Genomic DNA, 22,677 nt, shown 5'->3' on the forward strand with positions numbered 1-22,677 from the left:
CAGCCCTACGCATTCAGTGCCCACATGTGTGGGCCTGCTACTTCGACTCGATACTGAACGCTTACTGCGTGAAGCCCGGCGGGTGTCTACAGATCACCTTGCGGGGCGGATTGAGATAGCGACGTAGTACAGCTGCGTTACGTTGCTCATCGCGTCCGAACGCCACTGAACTCTGTCGATCTCCTCGCCAACGGGCGAGAATCACTTAAGACAGACCGTAACAATTGCCGATTTCCGATCAAGCGTGCGGAACAAAGCGTTTGCTACGTGTGCTTGATGCTGTTGGTTTGTTTCCAGTTGTCTCTTTGTATGTCCGAACGCATCAGTTGATTTGAAATTCGAACCAGTTTTGCACCTTAGCGGTTATAAAGTTCCTATGCCCGTACAAACAAAGCCATTTTGAGTCGTGTCACTGAGCCGTCATACCGGGGATTTTCAACCCGGGATTGACTCCTCTGGCCGGGGACTCACGTGCGACAATTCGACTCATGTATGGCGGCGAGACTCCAGCTTGGCAAAATCTTGGCGAGTGTGTGTCTTTCGAGTCGCACTTTTGAGTCACGCATGATGCGCCAGACTCGCCTGTGCTTCATGCGCGACGAAAAAGTTCTGACGCGCACGTTTCAGGCAAGCTTCGCCAACTAGCTTCGTTCGACAGATCAAAACGAACGGAGCATTTTCAAATGTTGTCCGATGGAAAAACGCGTCCCGCTGAAGCTGCGGATTTGACCGCGGCTGCGAAGCTTGCTCCGGACACACGCGATACCAAGCCCAATAATAACACGCGCACGGCCAAGCCCGCGGCAGGCGCGAAGCCTGCATCATTGTCGAACGACGAAGCCGCAGCGAAAGAGGCGCTCGAAGGATTGAAGCGCATTCGTGCCAAGGCGCGCCTCGACAAGATGGCGATACCAAAGCCTGCGCCTGCCGTCATCAAGCCGGCGATGATCGTAGCCAAGCCGCCGCCGCCGCGCCCGGCTTGGGTCGTTCCGCTCGCGACACTGGCGATTGCCGCCATCCTGGTGGTCTGCGCGTGCACCGGCGTTATTGCCTATCTCACCACGCAGCCGGGCCAGACCAATGCCACGGCCAATGCGGAGATCAGGAATCTGCGCGAAACGGTCGCCCAGCTCCGCAAGCAATTGTCCGGCGTATCAGAGAATCTCGATGGCCTGCGCACCGCGGTCGATCAATCAAGCAAGGCAACCAGCGATCGTTTCGGCCGGTTTGCCGAAAATCTGGATCGTATCGAGCGAGTCAGTTCGTCTTCGACGGCGAAGCTCGACAGGCTCGCCCAGGCCCAAATCCAGGCGCCGGTGCAAGTCGCCGCGCAGCCGTCGCCGGCGATGCCGGTGATCGCGTCGGTGGCCGCGCCGGAGACCACGGGCTCGGTGGCTCCGGTCGAGCGCAGCTCGGCGCCGCGCAAAGTGGTCAAGGGCTGGTCGGTTCGCCAGGCCTATGAGGGCATCGCGATCCTGCAGGGCCCGAACGGTGTCGTCGAGGCCGTGCTCGGGCAGCAGGTGCCGAATCTCGGTCGGATCGAGGAGATCAGGAACGAGAACGGCCGTCTCGTCGTGGAAACCAGCGGCGGCGGTGTCATCTATTCAGCACGCAAGTGAGCGGCGGAGGCTTCTATTGTCGGTGATGCTCGAAGCTGGTGCATAGCAGCTCGATCTCGGCCTCCGCGATCGGCGCACGAAACAGCCGGCAGGTGAACTCGACCGTCGACTTGTTCTCGGAAGCTGTGCGATCCTCCCGCAGGAAGATGCATCGCTTGCAGATGTCGGTGTGGTGCCGCTGTTCGGCGGCATCCGCCTGATCGAGCACTTGACGCAACGTGTCGCGGAAGCGAAGCTTGCTGTCATCGTCGAGAACGGCGAAGGCATCGACCAGGCCGTTGACCGGATCGCGGGCCAGAAACTTCTTGCCTTGCTGCGTCACGCTAAGCATGACCGAGCGCTTGTCCTTGGAGGAGCGGGTTCGCTCCACATAACCGAGGCGTTCGAGCTCGCCGATGATGAAGGAGGCGGTGCCGCGCGTCGTGCCGACATAGCTTGCCAGCGCCGACGGCGTCCGTGAGAACCGATTCGCACGGAAGAGGAAGCGCAGCGCCATCCACTCGCGATCCCGCATGCCATGCTTGGTGCCTTCGAACCACAGGATCCGCGCCACCTGTCCCAACAATTCGATTGCTTCGCGAGCCAAATTCATTTCGATGCCAGATAGGATCAAGCTTTGTTCAATTGAGCGTTCGGGGGCGCAATCGCTGCGGGTTCGGAATGAAGCCGTCTAGCGTTGCTTCGCGCGAGACCAAAAGAACATGCCGCGCTTGGAAGACGCTTCTCCGTTCTGGAGATGGAACATTCGGGAGTGGAACTAGAGCGTCACAAAGAAAGTTCGAGTAAACTGCAAAGCTCAACTGATCCGAAAATTTCAGTCAAATGGTGCGGGCCCGCTGTGTTCGGGCAACATCATGTGTTGCTGCGGCAACGATCCCGGGCAAGGGGCGGGCGAACCCGATTTTTCGGTTAATGGATGTTGCGACGCAATGCGGCCACACGGTTAAATCGGGCACGGAAATCGTACCGGGAAATTCGCGAGTGCCGTCAGGAGGCATTCAGTTCGCGGGCGCGCTGGTTGGCGGCTGGCTGGCAGATCGTCTCGGCCTCAAGCCGGTGATGATCCGGCCGCAGCTCGCAAGATCAAGGTCGGCTCCGAGGAGATGCCGGCCACAGCGCATCGAGACCGTGCCGATAGGTCGGATAGGCCAGCGTGACGCCGAGCTCGCGCTTCAATTTCGCATTGGAGACGCGGGCGCTGCTGGCATAGAAGCTGCGCGCCATCGCCGACATCTCGGCCGTCGCAAACGCTTCTTCGGCCGGCGGCGCGATGCCCATCAGCTGTGCGGCATAGGTGACCACGTCTTGCGGCGGTGCGGGCTCGTCGTCGCAGACGTTCCAGGTGCCGCCGCTGGCGTGGGTGATCGCGGCCATGATGGCGCTCGCGATGTCGTCGACATGGATGCGGTTGAATACCTGGCCGGGCTTGATGATGCGGCGGGCGGTGCCGCCACGCAGCGTCACCAGCGCGTTGCGGCCGGGACCGTAGATGCCGGCAAGGCGCAGGATCGCAACATCGCCTTGCGTCGTCTCGGTCCAGGCCTGCTCCGCCGCGACGCGGAGCCGGGCGCGATCGAGGGAAGACTGCGGCGGCGTGCTCTCGTCGACCCATCCCCCGGCATGATCGCCATAGACGCCGATGGTGGAGAGATAGACGACCTTGCGGCGGCCTGTTGCCAGCACATCGCCGAGCGCTGCGAGCGCGGGATCGCCGCTGCTGTCAGGTGGGATCGAGATCAGGAGAACATCGGCATCGCGGATGCGATTGACGGTCGCATCAGCCGGGCGGCTGCCGGCAAAGCCATGCAGCTCGACGCCGGCGAGATCGTCCCGCTTGGCGGGATCGCGCACGGTGCCGGCGATATGCGAGAAGCCGTCGCCGAACCTGCGGACGAAATGCCGGGCGCTATAGCCGAGGCCGAGGATAAAGAGCCGCATGCGTCTCCCGTGCAGTCGGAACTCGCCATCACGTCAAGAATCTGAAAACAACCCCATGCACAGTACATCACGCCGGCGTGAGGGTTGCCCTCAGTGCACCCGGTGGCTCGCCCTATCGTCCTCAGCCTGCTCGACAATCTGCGCGATCGGGCTCGACTGGTGATGCACCATGCGCCAGTCGTCGCCGACGCGGCGAAAATGGTTGGCGGCAGCCAGCGCGGTTCCGTCGACGATCTCGATGCAGAGCACGCGGGCGCTGTCGCCGTCGACGATCGCCTGCGGTTCGGCGCAGACGATCTGCGGCCTCTCAGGATTTTGCAGGATGTCGCGCCAGCTGCCGATGACAGTGGCATGGCCGACGATCGCGGGCCAGCCGGGATGAATGCAGGAGATGGCGTCGTCGTCCGCCCACATCCGCTTCATGCCGTCAAAATCGCCCGTCGAAAAAGCGGTGTAAAAAGCCGCGTTCGCGGCGATGACCTTGCTGTCCTTTGCCATCTCTCTCGGGTGGGGCAATGGAAGGCAAAAATCAAGCGCGACTTCAGTCCGACTTTGAACGCAGTGCAGCATCGCTGCCCAGTTTCTGGTCATGCCGAAACGAGCATCTCCACCGCGCGCCGCGCGCCTTCCGTGTAGAGGCGCCCCAGCGCTGCGGTCACCGCCTCGCGCAGCCGCGGCTCGGCGCCAAGCGGCCCGAACACTTTCGTGACGCGGAGCAATGCAGGCGCAAGCCGTTCCGCGACGGGACCGGCCTCGCGCGCCAGCGCCGCCAGCTCGGCCGCGAAGGGATCGCGCACGTCGATGGCGCGGCCCTGCTCGTCGGACGCGGTGACGTAGCGCATCCAGCCGGCCACCGCGAGCGCATGGGGGGCGATCGGCAGGTTCCTGGCGAGACGATCCTGCATCGTCCCGAGCAGGCGCTGCGGCAGCTTTTGCGAGCCGTCCATCGCGATCTGCCAGGTGCGATGATGCAACGCCGGATTGGCAAAACGCTGGAGCAGGGAGGCGCGATAGGCGGTAAGATCGGTGCCTGCAGGCATCGTCAACGTCACCGCGGCCTCTTCCATCACCCGTGCGGCGAGGCGCGCGAAATGTGGATCCTGCATGGTGTCGGCGATGGTCTCGTACCCGGCGAGGTAGCCGAGATAGGCGAGCGCTGAATGGCTGGCATTGAGCAGCCGCAGCTTCATCAGCTCGAACGGCTTGACGTCGCTGACAAGCTCGACACCTGCCGCGGCGAGATCGGGCCTTCCCGAGGCAAAGCGATCCTCGACCACCCATTGCGTGAAGGGCTCGGTCATCACAGGCCAGGCGTCACGCATTCCGAGCACTGCTGCGACCGCATCACGATCGGCCTGGGTCGTTTCAGGCACGATGCGGTCGACCATGGTGCAGGGGAAGGTGGCGTTAGCGGCGATCCACTTGCCGAGCTCCTTTGAGCGGAGCGCGGCGAATTGCGTCACGATCCGCTGCACGGTGTGGCCGTTGGCGGCGAGATTGTCGCAGCACAGCACGGTGAAGGGCGCAATGCCCAGCGCCCGCCGCCGTGCCAGCGCCGCCACGATGAAGCCCGGCGCCGAGCGCGGCGCGTCGATATCGTTGAGGTCGTGCACGACATCGGGGTGTCGCTCGTCAAGATCGCCTGACTGCGGCGTGTGGCAATAGCCCTTTTCGGTCACCGTCAGCGACACGATGCGAATGGCGGGATCGGCCATCCGCTCGACCAGCGCAGCCGGCTTCTCGCGCGCGACGACGCTGTCCAGCAATGCGCCGATGACACGATGCTCGGTGCCCTCGGCGGCGCGCACGGCGACCGTGTAGAGATGATCCTGCGGGGCGAGGGCATCGCGCGTATCGGGGCTGCGCAGGCTCGCGCCGACGATGCCCCAAGACCTGGCCGATGCGTTGCTAGCCGCGGCAAGGCAATCGTCGATGGCGACAGCCTGATGCGCGCGATGAAACGCGCCGAGACCAAGATGCACGATGCCTGGCGTGATCAGGGAACGGTCATAGGCCGGGCGGCGGATGGCCGCTGGTAACAGGTCGAGATTGGCGTGACCAAGCCGCATGGTCGTCTCCCCTGGGTTTGGCCGCTGCTTGACATGGCGGCCGTATCAGGTCAATTGGTAAGGCCAATTATCCAAAATCGACGAGGCCGCCGGGCAGCAAGCCTTCCCGGAAAGACCCGTTCGGGGAGGCCAGCGTGCCGCTGGAAGCTGTGGAGGCGAGACGGCTTTATCGCCAGGTCGCCGATCAATTGCGAAGCCTGATCGACAGCGGCGAGTACGCGGTCGGCAGCCGCTTGCCGACCGAGCGCGAGCTTGCCGAGCAGCTCAAGATCTCGCGGCCGACGGTGCGCGAAGCCCTGATCGCCCTCGAAGTGGAGGGACGCGTTCGCATTCGCGTCGGCTCCGGCATCTATGTGACCGAGGCCGCCGATGCCGCCCCGGCGCCATCAGCCGTCATTGAAGGGCCGTTCGAGCTGCTGCGCGCCCGCGAATTCCTCGAAGGCGCCATCGCCGAGCAGGCCGCGCGCGTGGCGACCAGGGACGACATCGCCCGCATCGACGCCACGCTGGTCGCGATGGCTGATGTCGAGCACTCCGGCGAAGCCTCGATGGTCCATGACCGCGCCTTCCATGTCGCGATCGCCGGATGCCTCGGCAATGCCGTGCTGGTGCGCGTGGTGGGCGAGCTGTTCGACCAGCGCCTCAATCCCTATTTCGCGCAACTTGCGCATTATTTCGAAAACCCCGGCACCTGGCTCGCGGCGCTGAGCGAGCACCGGGTGGTACGCGATGCCATTGCGGCCGGCCTTCCCAAGGCGGCGCGTGACGCCATGCGCCATCACCTCGCGCATTCGCAGGAGCGGTTTGCGCAGAGCTTTGGCGCCGAGACATCAGCAGGCGCGCCGGCGGCGCGGAAGCGGACGGCGCGATCCGGCAGCGACCCGGCGAAGCCAAAACGATCCTCAGGCGTGCCGGCCAAGAGCAGCAGTGCGCGGCGGCAATGAGATTGGACGGCTCGTCTCGTTTGGGCGGGTGAACGAAGCTGCAGACACAATGGGATTTTACCGATGACCTCGACCGCTCTCGCCGCAACGCTGTTCGGGCCCGAAGATTTGCGAATGATCGAGCATCCGCTGGACAAGCTCGGCGACGGCATGGTGCGCATCCGCTTCGGCGCCGGCGGCATCTGCGGCTCGGACATGCATTACTTCCGCCATGCCCGGACCGGCGATTTCGTGGTGAAGTCGCCGCTGGTGCTCGGTCACGAGATCTCGGGCGAGGTTGTGGAGATCGCAGGTATGCCTGCGAACCTGAAGGTCGGCGACCGTGTGGCCGTCAATCCATCGCGCTGGTGCGGCCATTGCGTCGCCTGCCGCGAGGGCCGGCAGAACCTCTGCGAAAATATCTACTTCATGGGTTCGGCCTCGAAGACGCCGCACATGCAGGGCGGCTTTGCCAACTATTTCGACGCCGTCCCGGCGCAATGCGTGAAGATCCCCGACCACGTCTCCTATCAGGCCGCAGCGCTCGCCGAGCCGCTCGCGGTCTGCCTGCATGCCGTCGCGCGTGCCGGCAACATCCAGGGCAAGCGCGGCATCATCTTTGGCGCCGGCCCGATCGGGCTTCTCACCATGCTGGCTGCGCGCCGCGCTGGCATGGCCGATATCACGGTGGCCGACATCGCGCCGGCGCCGCTGGCCTTCGCGACCAGGCTCGGTGCATCCCATGTCGAGAACGTCTCCGGCGGCGAAGAGGGCCTGAAGGCACAGGCGGCGTCGCGTCCGTATGACGTTGCCTTCGAAGTCTCGGGCACCGCCGCGGGCCTTGCCAGTGCCATCGGCATCGTCAGGCGCGGCGGCGTCGTGGTGCAGATCGGCAATCTGCCGGGCGGCCAAATTCCGACGCCGTCGAATGCGGTGATGGCCAAGGAGATCGACCTCCGCGGCTCGTTCCGCTTCGGGCTCGAATTCATGACCGCGGTGGAACTGATCGGTGCGGGCAGCGTCGACGTGCTGGCGCTGGTTACCGCCGAGCGACCGCTGTCGACCGCGCCCGAGGCGCTACGGTTGGCGCTCGACCGCTCGCAGAGCGTCAAGGTCGTGCTGACAGCGAACTGAATCTTGTTTTGACGCGTTTTCTTGACGCGAACCGGTACCCACTTCGCTCGAAAAGGCTTTAGGAGAATCTCGATGATGCGCGAGGGATGGCGCTGGTACGGGCCCAACGATCCCGTCTCGCTGGACGATGTCCGGCAAGCCGGCGCAAGCGATATCGTCTCCGCGTTGCATCAGGTGCCGATTGGCGAGGCCTGGACGCGCAAGGCGGTCGAGGAGCGCAAGAACTTCATCGAGAACGGCCAGCCCGGCCGCTCGCCATTGACCTGGTCGGTGGTGGAATCGATTCCGATTCCTGACGACGTCAAGCGGCTCGGGGCCAAGGCGACCAAATCCATCGACGCCTGGATCGCGAGCCTGGAGGCGGTGGCCGCCTCCGGCATCAAGATCATCTGTTACAATTTCATGCCCGTGGTCGACTGGTGCCGCACCGATCTCGAATGGGAGCTGCCGAACGGCGCCCGCGCCCTGCGCTTCGATCAGGACCGGTTTGCGGCGTTCGAGCTGCACATCCTGCAGCGTCCGGCGGCGCTGCAGGAATATTCGCCCGAGCAGCAGGCGCGCGCAAAAGCGCGGTTCGACAAGATGAGCCGGGCCGACATCGACTATCTCATCATGGCGATCGCCAGTGCCCTGCCGGGCTCGACCACCGAGCCGCTGACCATCCCGCAATTTCGCGACAAGCTGGATGCCTATCGCGACATCACGCCAAAGATGCTGCGGCAGCATCTCGTCGAATTCCTGGCGCGCGTCGCGCCGGTCGCCGAGCAGCTCGGCGTCGCGCTGACGCTGCACCCGGACGATCCGCCGCGGCCGCTGTTCGGCCTGCCCCGCATCGCATCGACCGCCGAGGACTATCAGGCGCTGTTCGATGCGGTTCCGTCCGAGGCCAACGGCATCTGCCTGTGCACGGGCTCGCTCGGCGTGCGTGCCGAGAATGATCTGCCTGCCATGGCCGAACGCTTCGGCCCGCGCATCGCCTTTGCCCATCTGCGCGCGACCAGGCGCGAGGCGGATGGACTGTCGTTCCATGAGTCCGATCATCTCGACGGCGACGTCGACATGATTGCGGTGCTGAAGGCGCTGCTGAAGGAGAACGCACGGCGTTCGCCGGACGAGCGCATCGTATTCCGCCCCGATCACGGCCATCGCATGCTGGACGATCTCGCCGCCACCAAGCGCACCAATCCCGGCTACACCGCAATCGGCCGCCTGCGGGGACTCGCCGAGCTGCGCGGCGCCATCCGGGCGATGGAGCATAGGTGAACTCTTCGCCTCTCCCCGCGACCGCTTTGCCCCCTATAGCGACAAGTTCGGGCGGCCGCGCCATATGTTGCGATGGGCCATTTCCGGACTCATGCACCGCAGCAACAAGGGTTTCAGTTCGATCACCTCGTCGGGACCCGCGCACCGAGCTTATTCGGGTAACCCAGCTTTGCGAAGACCCTCGGTATACAGCTTCCAGCGTGATTGCCCGCCTCGGGCGATCCACGCAGATATCGTAAAGGCGGGATCGACTTTAAGCACATGCGCCGCCCACTCACGCGCCTCTGCGTCGCGTCCGAGATGGGCGAAAGCGGCGGCGAGACAGCGGTAAGCCGACGAATAAGGGTGCTGACGAAGGGCCTTCTTTCCGGCGACGACTGCCTCGTCAAAGCGCCGAAGCTCAATCAAGGCCACACCCATCCCAGTAAACGGCCGGTATAGCAGCGGGTCTACCGGGCTCAAGCGGACAGCGCGTTCAAAGCTGCGGAGCGCTTCCTCCGGCTGAACTGCAATTGTATAGACCCAGCCTCGGCCATTCCATGCCTGATGTGAATTTGGGTTGAGCTTGACCGCCCGCTCTGCGATTTCGATCTCACGTTCACTATCGCCGACCATGAATGCCGAGGTTGCGGCAGCCATTGCTAACGTGTCTGGGTCATCATCGTCGACACTCAATGCATAGCGAGAAAGCCGGATTGCTTCCTCGCGCTCGAAATTAGGATCGTCAGCATAGCCGAACAAGACGTTGTTCATGTGACAGAGACCTGCCAGAGCAGCGACAACGCCGAACCGGGGATCTAGCTCCAAAGCCCGACGAGCCAGACTGATCGCCTCGGCCACTCCTTCACGAGTCATCGGGTAGTAATGTTGCGCGGCTCGAAGATAGAGATCGTACGCGGTGAGGTTCTTCGGTCGTCGCCGCGCCGCCTCCGCAATTTCTGTTTGAAGTAATTTCGGGTGAATGGCTGAGACGACCGCAACTGTGACTTCGTCCTGAAGACCGAAAATGTCAGTCAGGTCGCGCTCGAACCTGTCCACCCAAATGTGCGCGCCTGTCACCGCATCAACCAACTGCCCAGTGATGCGAACTTTGCCTGACGCCTTGCGCACCGACCCCTCTAGGACGTAGCGCACGCCAAGTCTTCGCCCGACTTCCTTAATATCGACGGCTCGGCCTTTGAAGGTGAAGCTAGAATTACGAGCGATCACGAACAACGATTTGAACCGCGAGAGCGCGGTGATGATCTCCTCAACCATCCCGTCGCAAAATATTCCTGCTCGGGATCGCCGCTCATGTTATCGAACGGCAACACCGCGATGGAGGGCTTGTCGGGGAGCGCAAGAGCGCTCTCGGGCGCATCGCCCGAATCCGGGCCGGCAACTTCTCGCGCCTCCCGCACTTGTCCGACGAAGCGGAATCCCTTGCGCGGTAACGTCTTGATCAGGCGCTGTTCCTCCCCGGAATCGCCGATTGCGCTTCGGGCGACATTTAGCCGGGTCGTAAGTGCCGCATCCGAAACGCTGCGCCCGTTCCAAATGGCATCGATGAGGTTTTCTTTAGTGACGACGCGCTCCCTATTGCGGATCAGGTATTCGAGCAGATCGAACACCTGTGGCGCCACGGAGACGACGTCTGCCCCGCGATGCAGCTCGCGCCGCTCAGTGTCGAATGCGTACTCCTCGAAGAGATAGCGCAAGACGCGAAACTCCTTGGACGAGAGCTCCCCGATAACCGGGCTTTGGCCGCGCTGGACATCGCAAGAATAAGCTGCCGGTGAGGAAAATGTAAGCGGTCGATCAAGCGTGCCCGCCGTTCTCGCGGCACCCTCGCACCGGTAAAGGAAAAACGGTCCCGTGAGACACCGCAATGAACACGACGCACGGCACAATGTGTCTGGACCAGACATCCCGATCGATCCGGCATGTCGCCAACTTCATCTGGAAGTATCGGGATGCGCTTCAGGAGCGCCGCGAAAGCCAAAAGTTGCGCGCCACTTTGCTCGAGCTAAGTGACATGGAGCTAATGGACATCGGCACCACGCGCGGCGAGATCGACTACATTGCCTCGCACCGGGATATTGACCCGCGAGGCATCGATCCGGCGATTGGCCACGACACCTACCGACCCTGGATGGCCAAATTGGGCGACCCATCGACTTCCGTTAGCGTTCATTCGCATAGACCGGCTGTGACCGCGGTCGTGTCCGGCCTACCCCCCAAACGCTATGGGCCATAACCAGACTTCATGCACCGCAGCAAGTGATGGGATACGACCGACGAACCCGAGTATTGCCGGTCAGCCCTGTTTTACGAACAGGTGCAGCTCCGTTACGTAAGGGAACGCGACAATATCGTGCCCGATCAGCGCGGGATCATTTTGGATGATGCGATCAACTGCGGTGCGAACGCGGTCTTGTTCCTCACTCGACAAGGCAGCGATGAAGCTGGTCGACAGGGCGCGGTGCAGGATTCCGCTGGGCGGCATAGCTTGACTGAATGGATAGCTTTTACTCTCCAGGTGGCGGAAGCGGGCATCGTCGAAGATCACGCGCCATTTGCCGGTAGACTGCCGCGGTGTATCGCCCGCATACCCATCCATGATCCTGGAAAACGCCGCGACCCAGGGTACGCGCTCGTCCCGCACATTCCAGATCAAAGCGAGAGCGCCGTTCGGCTTCAGAACTCTAAAAATCTCCCGTGTCGCCTTTTCATAGTCGAACCAATGAAAGGCGGTAGCGCAACAAACCAGACCCGCAACTCTATCAGGCGCCGGAATGCTCTCGGCACTACCGATAAGGACTTCAACTGCCGCCAGACGATCAACCGCAATACGCGCGGCCATCTCAGCGATCGGTTCCACCGCCAGAATGTGCTTTCCGCCCAGTGCCAACAGCTCAGTGAATTTCCCGGTGCCAGCGCCAAGCTCGATGATCGTGTCGGACTGCGGCAGGTCAGAGAGCAAGGCCACCGGATAATCGGGACGCCCGGAGACATACTCGTTCACTCTGCTCGAATAGCCGGCGGCATTTGACGTCGCCATGGCTGGACTTCCCCCTCAACCTGGCAGCAACTGCAACATATCGAAGTCGCAGGTAGAATTCACCTGTATTATCGACGTTTGCAACCCGTGAGGATCGCTATGGGTCAAAGGCTGGCCCGCGGCAGCCAGCATGCCAGTCATCTCTCGGAAGCCTCGTGGGACCGGATACGGTGGTCGGCGGCCCGCTCGATCCGCACACCCATCTCAGCAACGCGATGGTCGACAATGCCGACCTCCCGATCTGCTGGAAGGAATATCCGCACACGGACATCCTGGAGCCGGCGCGGGAGCTCGTCGAATTCTGCACGGCGCTGGCCGAGCAGCGCCTCGAGCTGCGGGGATCATCAGCCGGTTGCTCTCAATAGCAAGCCGCCATGGCGCCGAGCTTGGGATAGAGCTTGTCGATCGCGGCGATCTCGCTGTGCATCTGGGCGATGATCCAGTCGCGGATCTCGGCGGCGATCGGGCGCATCGGCCGGTTGCGCGGCGGCAGGAATTCGCAAATGCGGCGCGTGGTGGTGAGCCGGTCGGACGCCGGCACCAATGAGCCGGTCAAAAGCCAGTGCGAGGCAACCGTGAGCCAGCCGAGCGCGATGCCCTGGCCGAGCAGGGCGGCCTGCACCACGACGGCATAGTCGGTGAAGCTCAAGCCCTTGGCGGCGCCGCGCCGGCCGGTGAGCAGCGAGGCGTAATCCGCGGCCCAGTCGCCCGGCGTCTCGGCGAGGCGAATGATGGTGTTGCCCTCGGCGGGATCGGTCGCGTCGAGATAGGTCGGGCTGCACATCGGCAGCATCACTTCCTTCATCACCAGCGTGCCGCCGGACGATGGCTCCTCGCGATCACGAAAGCGCATGCCGAGATCGACATTCTCCACCGGCCCGCGCAGCGCGCCGGAGATGAGCTGGAAGCGCAGATCGACCTGCGGAAACTGCTTCTGCAGCTTGTCGATGCGCGGCATCAGCCAATGCGTGGTGAAGGCGGAGGAGACCGACAGCGTCACCGTCTCGGTGCCCTTGCGGCGCCGCTCGATCTCGGTGAGCCCGGTCTCGATGCTGCGAAAGCCCTCGAGCACGCGGCGATAGAGCAGCTCGCCTTCCTCGGTGAGCACCGCGCGGCCGGCTTTGCGGTCGAACAGCCGCACGCCGAGATGCTCCTCGAATTGCCCGAGCATGCGGCTCACCGCCGGCTGCGTCACGTTCAACTCGGCGGCGGCGGCCGTGAAGCTGCCATTGCGCGCCGCTGCGTCGAAGACGAACAGGGCGTTGCTGGAGGGCAGCATGCGGCGGAGCTCTGGCATAACCCCATGTTATGAGGCGCGTGAGAATTTGGCAATTGCCGGATTTTCGCAAGTCTGGTGTCATTGACATGACAGCCTAAAGACAGGGGCCTGCGAGCGAAGATTTGGTGCGGTGCACGCCGCGCCTCTGAATGCTGCAAATCCCTGTCTATAAAGCAGGCTTATGGCGTGCAGTCAGGCACGTCATGGCGGGATTGCGCGAGGTCGATCGTTGGACAAACGAGCGGAAAGCGTCGAGATCAGGTCCGCGAGCAAGGCGTATGGCGCCGTTCGCGCCCTCGACGATGTGTCCCTCAATGTCGGCGCCGGCGAGTTCGTCTCGCTGCTCGGTCCTTCCGGCTCCGGCAAGACCACGCTGCTCGGAATTTTGGGCGGCTTCATCCTGCCGACCTCTGGCACCATCCTGTTCGGCGGCCGCGACGTCACCTACATGCCGCCGCACACGCGCGACATCGGCGTGGTGTTCCAGAACTACGCGCTGTTCCCGCATATGAGCGTCGGCGAGAACGTCGCCTTTCCCTTGCGCGCACGCCGCCTGCCGAAGGCGAGCTGGCCTGGCAGGGTGCGCGCGGCGCTCAGCATGGTCGGCCTTGCCGGCTACGAGGCGCGCGGCATCGCGCAGCTCTCGGGCGGCCAGCGCCAGCGCGTGGCGCTGGCGCGCGCCATGATCTTCGAGCCGCGGCTGATCCTGATGGACGAGCCGCTCTCGGCGCTCGACAAGCAGTTGCGCGAGACCATGCAGATCGAGCTGCGCGCACTGCACAGGCGCATCGGCGCGACCATCATCTACGTCACCCATGACCAGCGCGAGGCGCTGACCATGAGCGACCGCGTCGCCGTGATGAAGGATGGCAGACTGATCCAGATCGACGCGCCGGCGCGCCTGCACGACCACCCGGCCGATGCCTTCGTCGCCAGCTTCATCGGCGAGGCGACGATGCTGCCGGTGCGGCGCGTCGATGCCTGCAGTGTCGCGCTCGGCAACGCGCTGCTGCGCAGCGCCCGCGCCATTCCTGACAGCGATGCGCTGATGCTCGCCGTGCACAGCGAGAAGCTCTTGATCGACGACGGCGCGCAGGATGCCGCCTGCAACCGGCTGACCGGCACGGTCACCGACATCGTCTATCAGGGCGAGAGCCTGCGCATCTTCCTGGCGCTCGAAGGCGGCGTCGCGCTCAGCCTACGCCAGCCTTCCTATCATCAAGCTTACCTGCGTATCCCGCCGCTCGGCGGCAGCCTCACCGTCACCCTCCACCCCGAGGACACCATCGTCGTGCCCCGGGTGGACTGAAGCCCTGTTGCAACCTGAGAGAAGAAGCACATGTCGACCCAAGCCGCGTTCAGCAATTTCAAGGTTCTCACCTTCGACGTCGTCGGCACCTTGATCGATTTCGAAACCGGCGTGCTCGAAGCGGTGCGCAGGATCGGAGGCAGGAAGGCGGCCGAGCTCAGCGACGAACAGATCTTCGAGCCCTACAAGCGCGGCCGCGACAAGCATTACGAGCGCTCCAGCGAGGTGATGTTCCACGTCTATCGCCATCTCGCCACCGAGCTCGGTTTGCCTGCCGACGACGCATCCTGCGACGTGTTCCAGCTCTCGGTGCTGCGCTGGGGCCCGTTCTCCGATTCCGTCGAGGCGCTGAAGCGGCTGCGGACAAAGTTTCGCCTGGTGGCGATGACAAATGCCGACCGCGTCGCGCTCTCCTGTTACGCCCATGCGCTCAACAATCCCTTCGACGACACCGTCTGCGCCGACGACACCGGCGTGGCAAAGCCGAATCCGGAGTTCTTTGCCTACAACAAGGGCCGGCAATCCGCCTTCGGCTACAAGCAGTCCGACATCCTGCACGTCGCGCAGAGCCAGTATCACGACATCGGGATCGCGCGAAAACTCGGCTACAAGGTGTGCTGGATCGAACGCCGCCAGGGCATCGCAGGTTTCGGCGGCACGCCGGCGGTGGAGACGCTGACCAAGCCGGACTTCCATTACCCGACCCTGAAGGCGCTGGCCGACGCGGCCATCGGCCCGGCTTAAGGGACGGGTGCCGGCATGACACGGGACTGGCGCGCACTGCCATCGGCCAACTCGCTGTGGGAAGCCACGGCGGAGCCGGCGCGCGCCTTTCCGGTGCTCTCCGGCGAGCGACAGGCGGATGTGGTGATCATTGGCGCAGGCTATACCGGCCTGTCCGCCGCGCACCACATCGCCAAGAGCGGGCTGGCGCCTGTCGTGCTCGAGGCCAACAGGCCGGGCTGGGGAGCGAGCGGGCGCAATGGCGGCGTGATCACCGCGAAGTTTCGTCTCTCGTTTCGCGAGATCGATGCCGCTTATGGCCGCGCCATGGCGAGGCGCATGTACGAGATCGCGCATGAATCGACCGACATGGTCGAGGAGCTTGTCTCCGAATTCGGCATCACCACTGCGAACCTGACCCGCACCGGCCAGGTCAAGGCGGCGCACAACGAAACGACGCTGAAGGCTGCCATCGACGAAGCCAACTGGATGACGCGCGAAATGGGCTCGGCCGAGGTCCGTATCCTCGACAAGCGCGGCGTGCGCGAGGAGACCGGCTCCGACATTTTCGTCGGCGGCGTGCTCAATCCCGGCTCGGGCGGCGTCCATCCGCTGAATTATCTGCGCGGCCTCGCCGACGGCGTCGCGCGTCGCGGCGTGCCCATCTTCCAGGAATCGCCGGTCGTAAAACTCCGGCGCGAGGGCGACGGTGTCGTCGCAGAGACGCCGGAAGGTGCGGTGCGCGCCGGGCAGGCGATCATCGCTACCAACAGCTATTCCGATCTCACCGGCGCCACCGCGCGCATGCAGCGCACGCTGATCCCGTTCCGCAGCGCCCTCATTGCGACGGAAAAACTGCCGCGCAATCTCGCGGGCAAACTGATGCCGACGGGGCGCACCTACACCGAGACCAAGCGCATGATGCGCTGGTTCCGCATGGTCGACAATCGCGTGATCTTCGGCGGCCGCGGCGCCTTCGGCAAGCAGGATTCGCAAACCGCGTTCGACGCGCTGCGCAAGGCGATGGTCGGCATCTTCCCCGATCTGGCCGATGTCCCGCTCGAATACAAATGGTCGGGCCTTGTCGCGATGACGCTGGACTCGGTGCCGCATATCGGCCGGATCGACGACCGCACCCTGGTCTCGCTCGGCTACAACGGCGCCGGCGTTGCCATGTCGAGCCTGATGGGCCGCTATCTCGCCGCCTTCGTGCGCGGCGAGAGGCCCGATGTCGGACTGCTCGACGTCAGCCGCATGAAACCCATTCCGTTCTATCCGCTGCGCGAGCCCGCCGTGCGCATGATCGCCGGCTGGTACCAGTTTCTCGATGCGATCGGTCGGTGAAATCACTTTGAAGGAGGCGAGGATGATGACGAAACGGAATTTTGGATTGGGCTGTGCGCTGGTGGGCGCAATGGGATTGACCACCTCGGCTGATGCCGCCGAGCAGATCACCTTCGTCTCGCAGGGCGGCGCCTATCAGCAGGCGCAGACGGTGGCGATCCTGGATCCCTCCGCCAAGAAGCTCGGCATCACCATCAACCAGGATTCGATCCCCGACGCCTGGCCGGCGATCAAGACCCAGGTCGGCAGCGGCAAGCCGATCTGGGACGTCGTCGACACCCCGACCGGCAACTGCCTGCGCGGCGGCGAGCAGGGGCTGATGGAGAAGCTCGACTTCTCGAAGATTCCAAACGGTGCGGCGATGCCGGAGGCCTATCGCAGTCCCTATTCGGTCTCCTACGAATTTTATTCCAGCGTGCTGTCCTACAGCCAGAAGACCTTCCCGAAGGACGCGCCGAACAGCTGGGCCGATTTCTGGGACGTGAAGAAATTCCCCGGACGCCGCGCGCTGCGCAACCATCCCTTCGCGACGTTGGAGGCGGCGCTGATGGCCGACGGCGTCGCGCCTGACAAGCTCTATCCGCTCGACGTCGACCGCGCCTTCAAGAAGCTCGAGGAAATCAAGCCGCATATCACGGTGTGGTGGACCTCGGGCGCGCAGTCGGCGCAGCTGCTCAATGACGGCGAAGTCGACATGGAGATGGCCTGGAACGGCCGCGTCAGCGCCGTCGCCAAGGAGGGCGCCAAGGTTGCCTTCACCTACAACCAGGGCATCCTGCAGAGCACCTCGCTATGCATCCTCAAGGGCGCACCGAATCTCGACACGGCCGTAAAGTTCCTCAATGAGGCCGTCGATCCCGTGCACCAGGCCAATCTGCCGCTCAACATCGATTACGGCCCAGGCAATCCCAAGGCGTTCGAGACAGGCGTGATCAACCCCGAGCGCGCAGCGCAATTGCCGAGCGAGCCGGCGAATGCGTCGAAACAGGCGCTGATGTCCTACGCCTGGTGGTCCTCGCCGGCGGGCGAAGCCGCCGAAAAGCGCTGGGCGTCGTTCATGCAGAAGTGAGTGAGGCCAGCCTTGGCGACTTCAGTGCCAGATCCCTCCCAAAGGCATCAGCGCCGCGAGCACGGCCTGATGCTGGCATTGGTGTCGCCGGCGCTGCTGGTGATCCTGGCTCTGATCGTGCTGCCGGTCGGCTGGCTGGCCTGGCAGTCGATCTACCATGACGGCTTTACAGTGGAGAACTATCGCCGCGTCTTCACCGAGGACATCTATTGGCGCAGCTTCGCGCTGACCTTCGAGATCAGCCTCGCGGTCACCGTGATCGCGCTGCTGCTCGGCTATCCCGTCGCCTACCTCGCCAATTCCGTGCCGAAGGGCTGGAGTATCCTGATCCTGTCGCTGGTGGTGCTGCCGTTCTGGACATCAGTGCTGGTGCGCGCCTATGCCTGGCTGGCGCTGCTCCAACGCACCGGCGTGATCAATCAATTCCTGCGCTATCTCGATGTGATCTCCGAGCCGCTGGCGCTGGTGCACAACACCTTTGGCACGGTGGTCGCGACCGTGCACATCCTGCTGCCGTTCATGGTGCTGCCGCTCTACGCCACCATGCAGAAGATCCCGGGTGACTTGATGCAGGCCGGCGCCAGCCTGGGCGCGAGCCCGTCGCTGACATTCTTTCGCGTGTTCCTGCCGCTGTCGCTGCCGGGCGTGCTCGCGGGCTGCACCATGGTGTTCGTGCTTTGCCTCGGCTTCTACATCACGCCGGAGCTGCTGGGTGGCGGCCGCACCGTGATGGTGTCGATGCTGGTGAGCCGCAATGTCGAGCTCTACAACCAGTTCGGTGCCGCGAGCGCGGTCGCGGTGGTGCTGCTCCTCAGTGTGCTCGCGATCTTCTTCGTCGTCAGCCGCTTCATTTCGCTTGATCGCGTGTTGGGGCAGAAATGACGCGCATCTCGCCCGCTCGAATTGCCCTCTACCTGATCAGCGCGCTGGTGCTGCTCTATCTGATCCTGCCCGTGCTGATCATCGCGCCGATCTCGTTTTCCAGTGCGCGCTTTTTGACCTTCCCGCCGCCCTCGTTCTCCACGCGCTGGTACCAGCAGTATTTTTCCAATCCGGCCTGGATGCAGGCGACGCGGGTGACGCTGACGGTGGCGCTGTTCACCGTGGTGATCGCAGCGCCGTGCGGTGTCGCCGCTGCCTATGCCATCAGCCAGTCGAAACTGCGCATCATGCGGCTGATCCACATGGCGCTGCTGCTGCCGCTGGTGGTGCCCATCATCATTACCGCGGTCGGCATCTTCTTCGTCTATGCCAAGGTCGGCCTGGTCGCGACCATGCCCGGCCTCGTGCTGGCCAACGTGATGCTGGGCTTGCCTTACGTCGTCATCTCGGTGCTCGCGGGCTTGCAAAGCTTCGATCCCGCGCAGGAGATGGTGGCGCGCAGCCTGGGTATGAACCGGTTGCGCAGCTTCTTTGCGGTGACGCTGCCGCAGATCAAGTCGAGCGTGATTGCGGGGAGCATCTTCGCATTCATCTCGGCCATGGACGAGACCATCGTCGCGCTGTTCATTTCCGGCGGCCAGTATCAGCCGCTGACCAAACGCATGTTCACAGCGCTCCGCGACGAGATCGACCCGACCATCGCCGCGATCTCGACGCTGATGACGGCGGCGTCGTTCCTGCTGGTGCTCGCGGCGAGTACGCGGCAGAAGAAGGCGGGGTGAGGGGAGGGAGTATGCTGTTGCTTCTTGCTCCGTCATTGCGAGCGTAGCGAAGCAATCCAGACTTGAGCCTCGCGGAAGGAGTCTGGATTGAGCTTCGCTGCGCTCGCAATGACGATGTTGAGATAGCTGTGTGCAAACGTCTTCTACGACTAGGCCGGCGAAAGCGTCACTTCGCCCCCAGCCACGCCAGGATCATCTCCACGATCTGGCTTCTGCTCCTCGCCAGCACCTTCGGCTCGCTCAGGTCGCGATCGAACAGCGCCCCAAACGTATGCCGGTTGGCGACGCGGAAGAAGCAGTAGGAGGAGATGGCCAGATGCAGATCGATGGCGTCGACGTCGTCGCGGAACGCGCCCTCGCTGCGGCCGCGCTTGAGGATGCTGTCGAGCGTCGCGATCACGCTGGCGTTGAGCTCACGCAGTTGGAGATTCTGCTTCAGATGCTTGCCGTGGTGGATGTTCTCGATTGAGACGAGGCGGATGAAGTTCGGATTGCGCTCGTCGTGGTCGAAGGTCGCCTCGATCAGCCGGCGCAGGCCTTCGCGCGCGTCGCAGCTTTCGATATCGAGCTGGTCTTCCAGCGCGCGGATGCTGCGATAGGCCTCTTCCAGCACCGCGAGGTAGAGCTGCTCCTTGCCGCCGAAATAATAATAGATCATCCGCTTGGACGTGCGGGTCCGCGCGGCGATCGCGTCGACGCGGGCGCCGGAATAGCCCTCCGAGGCGAATTCGGCCATCGCCACTTCGAGGATGTCGCGCTTGGTGCGTTCGGGGTCGTTGGTGCGCTTGGATGGGGGCGGCTTGCGCTTGAGCATCACAATTTCTCCCGCCGGTTCTATGGATCACCTTGAAGGTGAAGGCAAATTTCGCCCAATCCGACGATCCAGGATGCTTGCATAAACGTACTAGTTCGTACATTATGTGGCGAAACCAAGGTTGCGGCAACCAGAAGCAAAAGCCTGCGGAAAGCCGGATGGGCATGACGCGAGCCGCGGTCGCCATCGCATACGGGAGGACGATTGATGAGCCTGACCTCAACTGCATCGCTGCACGCGCCGTCCAGCGCGGAGACAACACAGAACAAGCTGCCGAAGCGCGCCGCGCTGGTCAGCTTCGTCGGCAGCATGCTCGAATACTACGACTTCTTCATTTACGGCACAGCGGCGGCGCTGATCTTTCCAAAAGTGTTCTTCGCCAATGTCGATCCCGGCACCGCGACGCTGCTCGCGCTGCTGTCGTTCGGCATCGGCTATATCGCGCGCCCCGTCGGCGCCGTTATCCTCGGCCATTTCGGCGACCGCATCGGCCGCAAGACGGTGCTGCTGTTCACGCTGGTGGTGATGGGCTTCTCGACGCTGGCGATCGGCCTGTTGCCTGATGCCAAGACCATCGGCAATGCCGCGCCCATCATCCTGACGCTGCTGCGCCTGTTGCAGGGCCTGTCGGCCGCCGGCGAGCAGAGCGGGGCGAACTCGCTGACGCTGGAGCATTCCGCCAACTCCAACCGCGCCTTCTTCACGAGCTGGACGTTGAGCGGCACCCAGGCCGGCGCGATCCTCGCAACGCTGGTGTTCATTCCCGTCGCCGGCATGCCGGAAGACCAATTGCTGAGCTGGGGCTGGCGCATTCCGTTCCTGCTCTCGGCGCTAGTGCTGCTGGTGGCTTATCTGGTGCGCCGGACCATGCCGGAAACGCCAGTGTTCGAGGACATCAAGGACAAGGCGCAGGTGGCGCGCTTCCCCGTCGTCGCGCTGCTGCGCGACTACTGGCCGGACGTGCTGCGCGTGATCGTCTGCGCGCTGATCGCGACCGTCAGCACGCTCACGGCGGTGTTCGCGCTCGGCTATGCCACCAGCAAGTTCGGCGTCGCGCGTCCGACCATGCTGTGGGCCGGCGTGCTCGGCAATGTCGTGGCGCTGTTCGCGCAGCCGCTCTGGGCCTTGCTCGCCGACAAGATCGGCCGCAAGCCGGTGTTCATCGGCGGCGTGCTCGGCTGCGCCGTGCTGCTGTTCCCTTACTTCATGCTGGTGACGACGGGCAGCACGACCGCGATCTTCGCCGCCGCGATCGGCCTCTACATCATCTACTCCGCGCCCAACGCGATCTGGCCGTCGTTCTACGCCGAGATGTTCGAAGCGCGGGTGCGCTATTCCGGCACGGCGATCGGCACCCAGCTTGGCTTCCTCGCCGCCGGCTTCACGCCGCTGGTAAGCGCAAGCCTCGTCGGCGAGGGTCCGAACGGCTGGATCCCGGTGGCGATCTTCGTCGCGGGCTGTTGCGTCGCCTCGGCCGCGGCCGCATCGACCGCGCGCGAAACCCACAAGGTCGACATCGCCGATCTCGGCAAGCGGCACGCGTGAGTGCAAGACGGGACAAGGATCGATGCTGACCTACGCCGTTCCGACCACGCTCGGTCCCGTCATCGGGGCCGAGCAGGGGCACGTCCGTGCCTTCAAGGGCGTGCCGTTCGCGATGGCGCGGCGCTTTGCCAAGGCGACGCGGCCTCTTGCGTGGACCGAGCCGTGCCGCTGCACGGATTACGGCCCTTATGCACCGCAGCCGGGGCATCTCGATCAGCCGGAAGAATCCTGTCTCAGCCTCAACATCTGGACGCCTGTCGGCGCTGATCGCCCGCTGCCGGTGCTGTTCTTCATCCATGGCGGCGCCTTCGTCACTGGTGGCGGCGCCGATTATGACGGCACCTTCCTCGCCGCGCACGGCCCGGCCGTCATCGTCACTATCAACTACCGGCTCGGCCCGCTCGGCTTCCTGCAACTGCATCGCCATGGCCTGAGCGAAGCCGACAATCTCGCGATCTCGGATGCACTCGCCGCGCTCGACTGGGTCCACGCCAACATCGCCAATTTCGGCGGCGATCCTGACAAGGTGACGCTGTCGGGCCAGTCGGCCGGCGCGTCGATGGTAATTGCACTCGCGACTTTGCCGCAGGCGAGGGGCAAGTTCACCCGTGCGCTGGCGCTGAGCGCGCCGGGGCGCAACATCATGAGTGCGGATCATGCCGACCACATCGCGCGTCGGGTGCTCGCGGAGCTCGAGATCGAGCAAGACCCAAGCGCGATCGCATCGGTGCCGCTGCCAAACCTGTTTGCAGCCGTCGAGCGTGTCGGCCGCAGCATCGCGGACGAAACGGAAGCAGGCACCGTGTTCGGGCCCGTGCTCGATGGCAGCGTGATCCCGCGTGAGCCGCGCGATGTGTTTGCCGATGGGACTCTGCGCGATGTCGAGCTCTGGCTCGGCTCCTGCCGCGACGAGATGGTGATGTTCCTGAAGAGCACCCCGCCCG

The 22,677-nt window shown here is 63.8% G+C and carries 22 protein-coding genes and 1 pseudogene; 14 read left to right on the top strand and 9 right to left on the bottom strand.

What is annotated here, in order from left to right; genetic code table 11:
* The first annotated feature begins 683 nt into the window (after window positions 1–683).
* A complete protein-coding gene (locus AOQ71_RS05625) occupies window positions 684–1,619 on the top strand; it encodes a hypothetical protein (protein WP_057742915.1) in 936 nt (311 codons plus the stop codon).
* Between the two features lie 13 nt (window positions 1,620–1,632).
* Here AOQ71_RS05625 and AOQ71_RS05630 read toward each other — a convergent pair whose 3' ends face one another.
* The 4 genes from AOQ71_RS05630 to AOQ71_RS05645 all read right to left on the bottom strand — a co-directional run bounded on the left by AOQ71_RS05630 (window position 1,633) and on the right by AOQ71_RS05645 (window position 5,626).
* The gene (locus AOQ71_RS05630; RefSeq protein ID WP_057743183.1) at window positions 1,633–2,211 is read right to left on the bottom strand and encodes a MarR family winged helix-turn-helix transcriptional regulator; all 579 of its coding nucleotides are present in this window, start codon (window positions 2,209–2,211) and stop codon (window positions 1,633–1,635) included.
* A gap of 491 nt (window positions 2,212–2,702) precedes the next feature.
* Entirely contained in the window at window positions 2,703–3,557 is an 855-nt protein-coding gene (locus AOQ71_RS05635; protein WP_057742917.1) for an SDR family oxidoreductase, read from the bottom strand.
* A gap of 90 nt (window positions 3,558–3,647) precedes the next feature.
* Complete coding sequence (locus AOQ71_RS05640) at window positions 3,648–4,055, bottom strand: nuclear transport factor 2 family protein (RefSeq protein WP_057742919.1); 408 nt, start codon at window positions 4,053–4,055, stop codon at window positions 3,648–3,650.
* Window positions 4,056–4,144: 89 nt separating this feature from the next.
* The gene (locus AOQ71_RS05645) at window positions 4,145–5,626 is read right to left on the bottom strand and encodes a mannitol dehydrogenase family protein (protein ID WP_057742920.1); all 1,482 of its coding nucleotides are present in this window, start codon (window positions 5,624–5,626) and stop codon (window positions 4,145–4,147) included.
* 134 nt (window positions 5,627–5,760) lie between these two features.
* Here AOQ71_RS05645 and AOQ71_RS05650 point away from each other — a divergent pair, with 134 nt between their 5' ends.
* The 3 genes from AOQ71_RS05650 (at window position 5,761) to uxuA (ending at window position 8,946) form a co-directional block, all read left to right on the top strand.
* Complete coding sequence (locus AOQ71_RS05650) at window positions 5,761–6,570, top strand: FadR/GntR family transcriptional regulator (protein ID WP_057742922.1); 810 nt, start codon at window positions 5,761–5,763, stop codon at window positions 6,568–6,570.
* A gap of 63 nt (window positions 6,571–6,633) precedes the next feature.
* Window positions 6,634–7,683 (top strand): L-idonate 5-dehydrogenase, encoded by a 1,050-nt coding sequence (locus AOQ71_RS05655; protein ID WP_057742924.1) that lies wholly within the window; start codon window positions 6,634–6,636, stop codon window positions 7,681–7,683.
* A gap of 72 nt (window positions 7,684–7,755) precedes the next feature.
* Window positions 7,756–8,946, top strand: a complete 1,191-nt coding sequence (gene uxuA, locus AOQ71_RS05660; protein WP_083513964.1) for a mannonate dehydratase — start codon at window positions 7,756–7,758, stop codon at window positions 8,944–8,946.
* A 150-nt stretch (window positions 8,947–9,096) separates the two neighbouring features.
* Here uxuA and AOQ71_RS47225 read toward each other — a convergent pair whose 3' ends face one another.
* A complete protein-coding gene (locus tag AOQ71_RS47225) occupies window positions 9,097–10,203 on the bottom strand; it encodes a tetratricopeptide repeat protein (protein ID WP_245316727.1) in 1,107 nt (368 codons plus the stop codon).
* The gene (locus tag AOQ71_RS47230; protein WP_245316728.1) at window positions 10,152–10,643 is read right to left on the bottom strand and encodes a winged helix-turn-helix domain-containing protein; all 492 of its coding nucleotides are present in this window, start codon (window positions 10,641–10,643) and stop codon (window positions 10,152–10,154) included. The genes AOQ71_RS47225 and AOQ71_RS47230 overlap by 52 nt, the downstream gene beginning before the upstream one ends.
* Window positions 10,644–10,813: 170 nt before the next feature.
* On the opposite strand from AOQ71_RS47230, the gene AOQ71_RS05670 reads away from it, so the two are divergent.
* A complete protein-coding gene (locus tag AOQ71_RS05670; RefSeq protein ID WP_245316729.1) occupies window positions 10,814–11,182 on the top strand; it encodes a DUF1127 domain-containing protein in 369 nt (122 codons plus the stop codon).
* 60 nt (window positions 11,183–11,242) lie between these two features.
* On the opposite strand, the gene AOQ71_RS05675 is transcribed toward AOQ71_RS05670, so the two are convergent.
* Window positions 11,243–11,986 (bottom strand): class I SAM-dependent methyltransferase, encoded by a 744-nt coding sequence (locus AOQ71_RS05675; RefSeq protein WP_063958194.1) that lies wholly within the window; start codon window positions 11,984–11,986, stop codon window positions 11,243–11,245.
* Between the two features lie 152 nt (window positions 11,987–12,138).
* On the opposite strand from AOQ71_RS05675, the pseudogene AOQ71_RS05680 reads away from it, so the two are divergent.
* A pseudogene (locus AOQ71_RS05680) lies at window positions 12,139–12,324 on the top strand (M81 family metallopeptidase); the annotation flags it as partial.
* A gap of 20 nt (window positions 12,325–12,344) precedes the next feature.
* Here AOQ71_RS05680 and AOQ71_RS05685 read toward each other — a convergent pair.
* Window positions 12,345–13,283: a LysR family transcriptional regulator gene (locus AOQ71_RS05685; protein ID WP_057742931.1), complete on the bottom strand. Its 939-nt coding sequence runs from the start codon at window positions 13,281–13,283 to the stop codon at window positions 12,345–12,347.
* 211 nt (window positions 13,284–13,494) lie between these two features.
* Here AOQ71_RS05685 and AOQ71_RS05690 point away from each other — a divergent pair, with 211 nt between their 5' ends.
* The 6 genes from AOQ71_RS05690 to AOQ71_RS05715 all read left to right on the top strand — a co-directional run bounded on the left by AOQ71_RS05690 (window position 13,495) and on the right by AOQ71_RS05715 (window position 19,374).
* On the top strand, window positions 13,495–14,574 hold the full coding sequence (locus tag AOQ71_RS05690; protein ID WP_057742933.1) for an ABC transporter ATP-binding protein: 1,080 nt from the start codon (window positions 13,495–13,497) through the stop codon (window positions 14,572–14,574).
* A gap of 30 nt (window positions 14,575–14,604) precedes the next feature.
* Window positions 14,605–15,318, top strand: coding sequence for an HAD family hydrolase (locus AOQ71_RS05695; protein ID WP_057742935.1), 714 nt, complete (start codon window positions 14,605–14,607; stop codon window positions 15,316–15,318).
* Between the two features lie 15 nt (window positions 15,319–15,333).
* On the top strand, window positions 15,334–16,641 hold the full coding sequence (locus AOQ71_RS05700) for an NAD(P)/FAD-dependent oxidoreductase (protein ID WP_057742938.1): 1,308 nt from the start codon (window positions 15,334–15,336) through the stop codon (window positions 16,639–16,641).
* Between the two features lie 22 nt (window positions 16,642–16,663).
* Window positions 16,664–17,710: an ABC transporter substrate-binding protein gene (locus AOQ71_RS05705; protein WP_057743188.1), complete on the top strand. Its 1,047-nt coding sequence runs from the start codon at window positions 16,664–16,666 to the stop codon at window positions 17,708–17,710.
* A 69-nt stretch (window positions 17,711–17,779) separates the two neighbouring features.
* Window positions 17,780–18,592, top strand: a complete 813-nt coding sequence (locus AOQ71_RS05710) for an ABC transporter permease (RefSeq protein WP_057742940.1) — start codon at window positions 17,780–17,782, stop codon at window positions 18,590–18,592.
* Window positions 18,589–19,374, top strand: a complete 786-nt coding sequence (locus AOQ71_RS05715; RefSeq protein WP_057742943.1) for an ABC transporter permease — start codon at window positions 18,589–18,591, stop codon at window positions 19,372–19,374. Before AOQ71_RS05710 ends, AOQ71_RS05715 begins: the two co-directional genes overlap by 4 nt.
* Window positions 19,375–19,540: 166 nt before the next feature.
* Here AOQ71_RS05715 and AOQ71_RS05720 read toward each other — a convergent pair whose 3' ends face one another.
* On the bottom strand, window positions 19,541–20,188 hold the full coding sequence (locus tag AOQ71_RS05720) for a TetR/AcrR family transcriptional regulator (protein ID WP_057742945.1): 648 nt from the start codon (window positions 20,186–20,188) through the stop codon (window positions 19,541–19,543).
* A 207-nt stretch (window positions 20,189–20,395) separates the two neighbouring features.
* On the opposite strand from AOQ71_RS05720, the gene AOQ71_RS05725 reads away from it, so the two are divergent.
* Together AOQ71_RS05725 and AOQ71_RS47235 are read left to right on the top strand one after the other, a co-directional pair.
* Window positions 20,396–21,733, top strand: a complete 1,338-nt coding sequence (locus AOQ71_RS05725; RefSeq protein ID WP_057742948.1) for an MFS transporter — start codon at window positions 20,396–20,398, stop codon at window positions 21,731–21,733.
* Between the two features lie 22 nt (window positions 21,734–21,755).
* Window positions 21,756–22,677, top strand: a 922-nt coding sequence (locus tag AOQ71_RS47235) for a carboxylesterase family protein (RefSeq protein ID WP_245316730.1), incomplete at its 3' end; no start/stop codon positions are given.

The sequence above is a fragment of the Bradyrhizobium manausense genome (assembly GCF_001440035.1).
Classification (GTDB): Bacteria; Pseudomonadota; Alphaproteobacteria; order Rhizobiales; family Xanthobacteraceae; genus Bradyrhizobium; species Bradyrhizobium manausense.

Bases quoted from the DNA above. Each gene is read 5' to 3' on its own strand.
- AOQ71_RS05625 (WP_057742915.1), top strand. From the start codon at position 684: ATGTTGTCCGATGGAAAAACGCGTCCCGCTGAAGCTGCGGATTTGACC.
- AOQ71_RS05630 (WP_057743183.1), bottom strand. From the start codon at position 2,211: ATGAATTTGGCTCGCGAAGCAATCGAATTGTTGGGACAGGTGGCGCGG.
- AOQ71_RS05635 (WP_057742917.1), bottom strand. From the start codon at position 3,557: ATGCGGCTCTTTATCCTCGGCCTCGGCTATAGCGCCCGGCATTTCGTC.
- AOQ71_RS05640 (WP_057742919.1), bottom strand. From the start codon at position 4,055: ATGGCAAAGGACAGCAAGGTCATCGCCGCGAACGCGGCTTTTTACACC.
- AOQ71_RS05645 (WP_057742920.1), bottom strand. From the start codon at position 5,626: ATGCGGCTTGGTCACGCCAATCTCGACCTGTTACCAGCGGCCATCCGC.
- AOQ71_RS05655 (WP_057742924.1), top strand. From the start codon at position 6,634: ATGACCTCGACCGCTCTCGCCGCAACGCTGTTCGGGCCCGAAGATTTG.
- uxuA (WP_083513964.1), top strand. From the start codon at position 7,756: ATGATGCGCGAGGGATGGCGCTGGTACGGGCCCAACGATCCCGTCTCG.
- AOQ71_RS47225 (WP_245316727.1), bottom strand. From the start codon at position 10,203: ATGGTTGAGGAGATCATCACCGCGCTCTCGCGGTTCAAATCGTTGTTC.
- AOQ71_RS05670 (WP_245316729.1), top strand. From the start codon at position 10,814: ATGAACACGACGCACGGCACAATGTGTCTGGACCAGACATCCCGATCG.
- AOQ71_RS05675 (WP_063958194.1), bottom strand. From the start codon at position 11,986: ATGGCGACGTCAAATGCCGCCGGCTATTCGAGCAGAGTGAACGAGTAT.
- AOQ71_RS05685 (WP_057742931.1), bottom strand. From the start codon at position 13,283: ATGCCAGAGCTCCGCCGCATGCTGCCCTCCAGCAACGCCCTGTTCGTC.
- AOQ71_RS05695 (WP_057742935.1), top strand. From the start codon at position 14,605: ATGTCGACCCAAGCCGCGTTCAGCAATTTCAAGGTTCTCACCTTCGAC.
- AOQ71_RS05700 (WP_057742938.1), top strand. From the start codon at position 15,334: ATGACACGGGACTGGCGCGCACTGCCATCGGCCAACTCGCTGTGGGAA.
- AOQ71_RS05705 (WP_057743188.1), top strand. From the start codon at position 16,664: ATGATGACGAAACGGAATTTTGGATTGGGCTGTGCGCTGGTGGGCGCA.
- AOQ71_RS05710 (WP_057742940.1), top strand. From the start codon at position 17,780: ATGCTGGCATTGGTGTCGCCGGCGCTGCTGGTGATCCTGGCTCTGATC.
- AOQ71_RS05715 (WP_057742943.1), top strand. From the start codon at position 18,589: ATGACGCGCATCTCGCCCGCTCGAATTGCCCTCTACCTGATCAGCGCG.
- AOQ71_RS05720 (WP_057742945.1), bottom strand. From the start codon at position 20,188: ATGCTCAAGCGCAAGCCGCCCCCATCCAAGCGCACCAACGACCCCGAA.
- AOQ71_RS05725 (WP_057742948.1), top strand. From the start codon at position 20,396: ATGAGCCTGACCTCAACTGCATCGCTGCACGCGCCGTCCAGCGCGGAG.